The 6,000-nt window shown below is 36.9% G+C and carries 6 protein-coding genes; 5 read left to right on the top strand and 1 reads right to left on the bottom strand.

The genetic code is table 11. The annotated features are described in order from the left end of the window. The 3 genes from AAC069_RS17585 to AAC069_RS17575 form a co-directional block, all read left to right on the top strand. Positions 1–431: four helix bundle protein (locus AAC069_RS17585; protein WP_339921746.1), on the top strand; the 431-nt coding region annotated here is incomplete at its 5' end. A gap of 115 nt (positions 432–546) precedes the next feature. Next, on the top strand, positions 547–1,938 hold the full coding sequence (locus tag AAC069_RS17580; RefSeq protein ID WP_339921745.1) for a UDP-glucose 6-dehydrogenase: 1,392 nt from the start codon (positions 547–549) through the stop codon (positions 1,936–1,938). A gap of 579 nt (positions 1,939–2,517) precedes the next feature. Continuing rightward, positions 2,518–2,985: a UpxY family transcription antiterminator gene (locus AAC069_RS17575; protein WP_339921744.1), complete on the top strand. Its 468-nt coding sequence runs from the start codon at positions 2,518–2,520 to the stop codon at positions 2,983–2,985. Between the two features lie 60 nt (positions 2,986–3,045). On the opposite strand, the gene AAC069_RS17570 is transcribed toward AAC069_RS17575, so the two are convergent. Beyond that, positions 3,046–3,243, bottom strand: a complete 198-nt coding sequence (locus tag AAC069_RS17570; RefSeq protein ID WP_339921743.1) for a hypothetical protein — start codon at positions 3,241–3,243, stop codon at positions 3,046–3,048. A 358-nt stretch (positions 3,244–3,601) separates the two neighbouring features. On the opposite strand from AAC069_RS17570, the gene AAC069_RS17565 reads away from it, so the two are divergent. Both AAC069_RS17565 and AAC069_RS17560 read left to right on the top strand, forming a co-directional pair. Continuing rightward, positions 3,602–4,885 carry a nucleotide sugar dehydrogenase gene (locus AAC069_RS17565; RefSeq protein WP_339921742.1) on the top strand — a complete coding sequence of 428 codons (1,284 nt, stop codon included), beginning with the start codon at positions 3,602–3,604 and terminating at the stop codon, positions 4,883–4,885. A 60-nt stretch (positions 4,886–4,945) separates the two neighbouring features. Beyond that, entirely contained in the window at positions 4,946–5,953 is a 1,008-nt protein-coding gene (locus AAC069_RS17560; RefSeq protein WP_339921741.1) for a mannose-1-phosphate guanylyltransferase, read from the top strand. The last annotated feature ends 47 nt before the right edge of the window (positions 5,954–6,000 follow it).

The following is a 6,000-nucleotide window of genomic DNA, read 5'->3' as shown; positions in this document are numbered from 1 at the left end:
CGAAAACCGAAAACCGAAAACCGAAAACCGAAAACCGAAAACCGAAAACCGAAAATATGAAAAGTTACAAAGATTTAGATATATACACGTTAGCGTTATCTTTGTTTTACAGAACGCATCATGTTTCATTAAGGTTGCCAAAGTATGAATTATACGAATTAGGGAGCCAAATTAGGAGGTCTTCTGATTCTGTGGTAACTAATATTGTAGAGGGATACGGAAGAAAACGATATAAGATGGACTTTATCAAGTTTTTAACGTATTCTCATGCGAGTAATTTGGAAACAATTTGCCATATAGAAAAATTAATAGTGCTTTACCCAGACCTATCGATTGAAATGATTGTTCTTCAAAAAGAGTACGATATCTTGGGTGCAAAATTGTTTTCTTTTTTGCGTTATGTTGAAAATAATTGGAATAAATTTGAATAGAGAGTTTTCTTTTGATTGTTATGAGTTATTTATAGATAAGCTATAGGATTGACTTTTACCTCTAACCGACAACAGAAAACCGACAGCAGAGAACAGAAAACAGAAAATATAAGAAATGAAAATTACAAAAATTTGTTGCATTGGAGCAGGATATGTAGGTGGACCTACAATGGCCGTTATAGCACAAAAATGCCCGCAGATACAAGTTACCGTTGTTGATTTAAATGCAGAACGAATTGCCGCTTGGAACGATGAAAATTTAGATAATATTCCTATTTACGAACCGGGACTGGATAAAATAGTTGGTGAAGCCAGAGGTAGAAATTTATTCTTTTCTACGGATGTTGAAAAAGCAATCGACGAAGCACAAATTATTTTTATCTCTGTTAATACCCCTACTAAAACGTATGGTAAAGGAAAGGGTATGGCTGCAGATTTAAAATACATTGAATTGTGTGCCAGACAAATTGCTAAAATAGCCAAGGATGATAAAATAGTCGTAGAGAAATCAACGTTACCGGTGCGAACTGCAGAAGCCATCAAAAGTATTTTAGACAATACCGGTAATGGCGTACAATTTCAGATTCTTTCTAACCCAGAGTTTCTGGCAGAGGGAACAGCGGTGCAAGATTTGTTGAATCCAGATCGTATATTAATTGGTGGAGATACAACTGAAGAAGGTGCAAAAGCGATACAATCTCTTGTTGACGTTTATTCTAACTGGGTGTCAATCGATAAAATTCTGACTACTAATGTTTGGTCATCAGAATTATCTAAGTTAACAGCTAATGCATTTTTGGCACAAAGAATTTCTTCAATTAATGCCATGTCTGAGCTTTGTGAGAAGACGGGTGCTGATGTGAATGAAGTGGCAAAAGCTATAGGGATGGACAGTCGAATAGGGTCTAAATTTCTTAAAGCGTCAGTGGGATTTGGAGGTTCTTGTTTCCAGAAAGACATATTGAATTTGGTTTATATTGCAAAGTCCTATGGGTTGAATGAAGTGGCTGATTATTGGGAGCAGGTTATCATAATGAACGATCATCAAAAAAGACGTTTTTCTAGTAATATTGTACAAACACTTTACAATACCGTTTCTGATAAAAAAATTACATTCTTAGGATGGGCTTTCAAAAAAGACACGAATGATACTAGGGAATCTGCGGCTATTTATGTAGCAGATGATCTGATTAATGAAAATGCAAAAATTGCCGTCTATGATCCAAAAGTGTCAAGGAATAAAGTACTGGCTGATTTGGATTATTTAGAGACTAGAACTACTGTGCAAAATGCAAATAGTATTATGTCATTTGAAAATCCATATGAAGCTTGCAAAAATGCACATGCTATTGCAGTACTTACGGAATGGGATGAGTTTGTACAGTATGATTGGCAAAAAATATACGACTCCATGCAAAAGCCTGCTTTTGTTTTCGATGGAAGAAATATATTGAATCGTCCAGTTTTGGAGAAAATGGGATTTGTGTATCAAGCGATTGGTTCGTAAGTCCTAACGCTAGCAGCCCTCTCCGAAGAAGAGTGAGCCAAAGCGGCGGAAAATGGAGCTTGTTAATCATAATAAGTAAATGCCAAACTAAATCTCTATTATAATAAAAATGCAATCGGTATTTTTTTTATCAAGACAACTAGATAATTTGTAATGATAGCTACGTATAGTCATTAAGAGGAACGAAGCAATCTCATTAGCTGCATAGCACGAGATTTTTTTTGTATTTGGTTTTTATACCAAACGAGTTTATGTTTAGTCCTCCTTATAGCTATCGGCACAGGCGATCATGATTACAATCTAAATTTCCGGACTAATAAATAACTATAATTAATATTAAAGAGGGAAAAATGAAAAATTGTACTATTATAATAAAAGTGTAATCGGTATTGAAAGTAGTTTAAATATTAATTCGGTAATTTGCGGTTAAAACGGATATAAGCGGGTCAAGTAGTTTCGCTAACACATAAATTAGTGCCGATTTGTGTAATTCGTGGCTAAAAATAGTTAGCGAACAATAAATGGATATTTATATAAAATAACGGAATAACAAGAAGATGTTATTTCAATACAAAGCAAATGATGAACTGGTACGTAGTATATACAAAACCTAAATGGGAGAAGAAAGTAGCGGAGCAATTGACAAAGATAGGAATAGAATGTTATTGTCCTCTGATTACGCAGGTGCGTCAATGGTCAGATAGAAAGAAGAAGGTTATAGTACCTCTTTTTAATTCCTATGTATTTGTTCAGCTAGAAGAAAAGGATAGAAACTTGGTGTTTCAATCGGCAGGTGCAGTTCGGTATTTATTTTGGTTGGGGAAAGCGGCCATTGTTCGTGATGAAGAAATCAATACGATTAAAGACTGGCTTAGCACTCCGGATAAATGCGATGTTTCATTAGAGGCTTTTCAAATCGGGGACAAAATCACCCTGGAATCTGGGCCCTTCATTGCCCAGGAGGCTACCGTCCAAGAAATTAAAAACAACCACTATGTTCTGGTGTTGGAATCAATGGGGTGCACCTTAAAAATGAATTTTAAATAATCGTCTCTATTCTTTTTTCGAAGAGTCATTTATTAATCAATTAGCTTAGAAAGTCCCAGTTCATGTCAGTTCGAGTTGAGTAATGATTTGCTCTAGAAAATCATTGCGAAGTATCGAGAACAGTGGAATACGTATAACCACTCTAAGTGACGGCAGTTGTTGTGGTGTTTTGTGATCGTCGTTTCGATTGTGTCGGCTTGATTGCATCAGTTTGTACTGTTTACTGATTTCTGCCTCTGTCAAAGGAATCCTTAGCATAGTACCATCATATTTAAATTGCTAAAGAGGATAATAATAAGTATATCTTTTTTACATAATTCACTCTAATTGAAGTTTGAGTCCTCACCTAATTAGGTGATATTTTTGCGCAAATAAATCGTCAATCCTGACCGTGGTAATTTGATATTCAGGTACTTACGTATTTTTGGTCGTGACGGTGATTTTAGGGTTTTTTATAAAGTTAAAAAGGTAGTGAAAAGAACGATTTAATCTCGCTATATTTGCCAACTCAAATTTCGCTGACTTTCCACCACATTGTTGTGGGTTGGAAAGGCGAAGCGCTGCGACATATTTAATAAAACATATCAAAAGTGTTTAAATATTCACTCGACGACAGATGATTTCAAACATAAAAATAGCGGTTATAGGTCTGGGTTACGTTGGTTTGCCATTGGCACGATTGTTTGCTACAAAACATGCCGTAATTGGATTTGATATCAATGAATCAAGGGTTGCCGAATTAAAATCAGGCCATGATGCAACACTCGAAATCGATTCGATTTCGTTGTCGAAAGTCTTGGTAGACAAAACAAGTCCAGCAGTAGGATTGTATTGTACTTCTGTTTTAGATGAGGTATCCGATTGTAATTATTATGTCGTTACGGTTCCCACGCCGGTAGATAAAAATAATCGTCCTGATTTGACTCCTTTATATAAGTCATCTGAAACAGTAGGGAAACTATTGAAAAAGGGAGATATTGTGATTTACGAATCCACGGTATATCCGGGGGTGACGGAGGAAGAGTGTGTTCCTGTTCTAGAGCGTATCTCTGGACTAAAATTCAATGTTGATTTCTTTGTGGGCTATTCTCCTGAGAGAATAAACCCCGGGGATAAAGAGCATACAGTAGATAAAATATTAAAGGTGACTTCGGGTTCCACACCTGAAATTGGCCAAAAAGTAAATAAGTTATACCAATCCGTAATTACGGCTGGTACGCATCTGGCACCATCCATAAAAGTGGCCGAGGCGGCAAAAGTGATCGAGAACTCCCAACGGGATATTAATATTGCCTTTGTGAATGAGTTATCCAAAATATTCAATTTACTGAATATCGATACCCAGTCTGTTTTAGAGGCTGCTGGAACCAAATGGAATTTTCTTCCTTTTAAGCCGGGGTTAGTAGGAGGGCATTGTATTGGTGTTGATCCGTATTATTTGGCTCAAAAAGCGCAAGAAATGGGATATCATCCCGAAATCATTTTGGCGGGTAGACGCTTAAATGACAGCATGGGGGAATATGTAGCTTCCCAGATAGTGAAATTAATGATTAAGAAGGGTATTTCAGTCAATGGAGCTACGCTGTTGATGCTTGGAATCACTTTCAAAGAGAATTGCCCCGATGTTCGCAATACTAAAATTGTCGATGTTATCGCCGCCTTAAGCGATTACGGTATCGCCGTAACTATATACGACCCATTGGCCAGTCCCGAAGCGGTCAAAAAAGAATACAAGTTAGTAACGAGCAATACAGTTCCCAATCAAAAGTTTGATGCTGTAGTCTTGGCTGTGGCACACTCTGAATTTTTAGATATGGATCTATCGCAGTTACAAAATACAAAGAGCCTTTTATATGATGTAAAAGGGGTTTTGGGAGATACTGTAGACGGAAGGTTATAGGAAGCGTTTATCGTTTTTCGTCCAACAAACAAAGAACAAATAGTCTATAAATAATAAGATATGGAAAATAAACACTCAATCACGCATGTCATCCTCACAGGAGGAGTAGGAAGTCGTTTGTGGCCTTTGTCACGCAAAAGCCAACCGAAACAATATCTTGACATTTTTGATGGTAAATCATTGTTTGAAATGACCGTGGATCGCAATCGCAATATTGCTGATAAAGTGATGGTCGTTGGGAACATTGACAATTGTCATTTGAGCCGAAAGGTATTAGAGAAATCAAATACAGCATACATCGATATCATCGAGTCGACTCCAAGAAATACGGCTGCAGCCATTGCATTTGCTGCATTTGCTGCTGATCCGGACGATGTTTTAATTGTCACGCCATCCGATCATATTATTGACGATATGGTAGCCTATGAAAAGGCGATCCAGGAAGCGGTTGAAAAAGCGTCCCAAGGATACATTGTCACTTTCGGGATTGTGCCTACGAAGCCGGAAACGGGATATGGGTACATTGAGCGCAAAGGGGATGACGTAATTTCTTTTAGAGAAAAACCGAATCAGGTTTCGGCCCGGGATTTTATAGCCAAAGGGAATTTTCTTTGGAACAGCGGAATGTTTTGTTTTAAGGCGGGAGTTTTGTTGGAAGAATTGAAAGCTTTTCATCCTGAAGTATATGAGAAATCAAAATTGACTTGGGAAAATAATAGCAATGGAAATTTAGATTTAGCATTATCTATGGATATTCCTTCCATCAGCATTGATTATGCGGTGATGGAGCGAAGCAAGAAAATAAAAGTGGTATCCTCACAATTTGATTGGTCTGATTTGGGTTCTTTTGAATCAGTGTATGACTATTTGGTTAGTATTGGTCATCCAGTTGATGAAAATGGGAATATGGTGATTGGGACTAATAATTACACGGCTTTTATAGGGGTTGAAGATACTATTTTCGTTTATACACCTACGGCCAATTTAATTTTGAAAAAAGAATTTTCACAGGATGTCAAGAGTGTTTATAATGCATTGGCAAGAGACAATTCGGATTTATTGAATTAAAAACGTCGCTTCGTTTTCAGACCGTCACTTCGAGTATTTCAAAATTT

This window comes from uncultured Flavobacterium sp., from assembly GCF_963974175.1.
GTDB lineage: Bacteria > Bacteroidota > Bacteroidia > Flavobacteriales > Flavobacteriaceae > Flavobacterium.
This window is presented reverse-complemented; position numbering and strand designations above follow the sequence as displayed.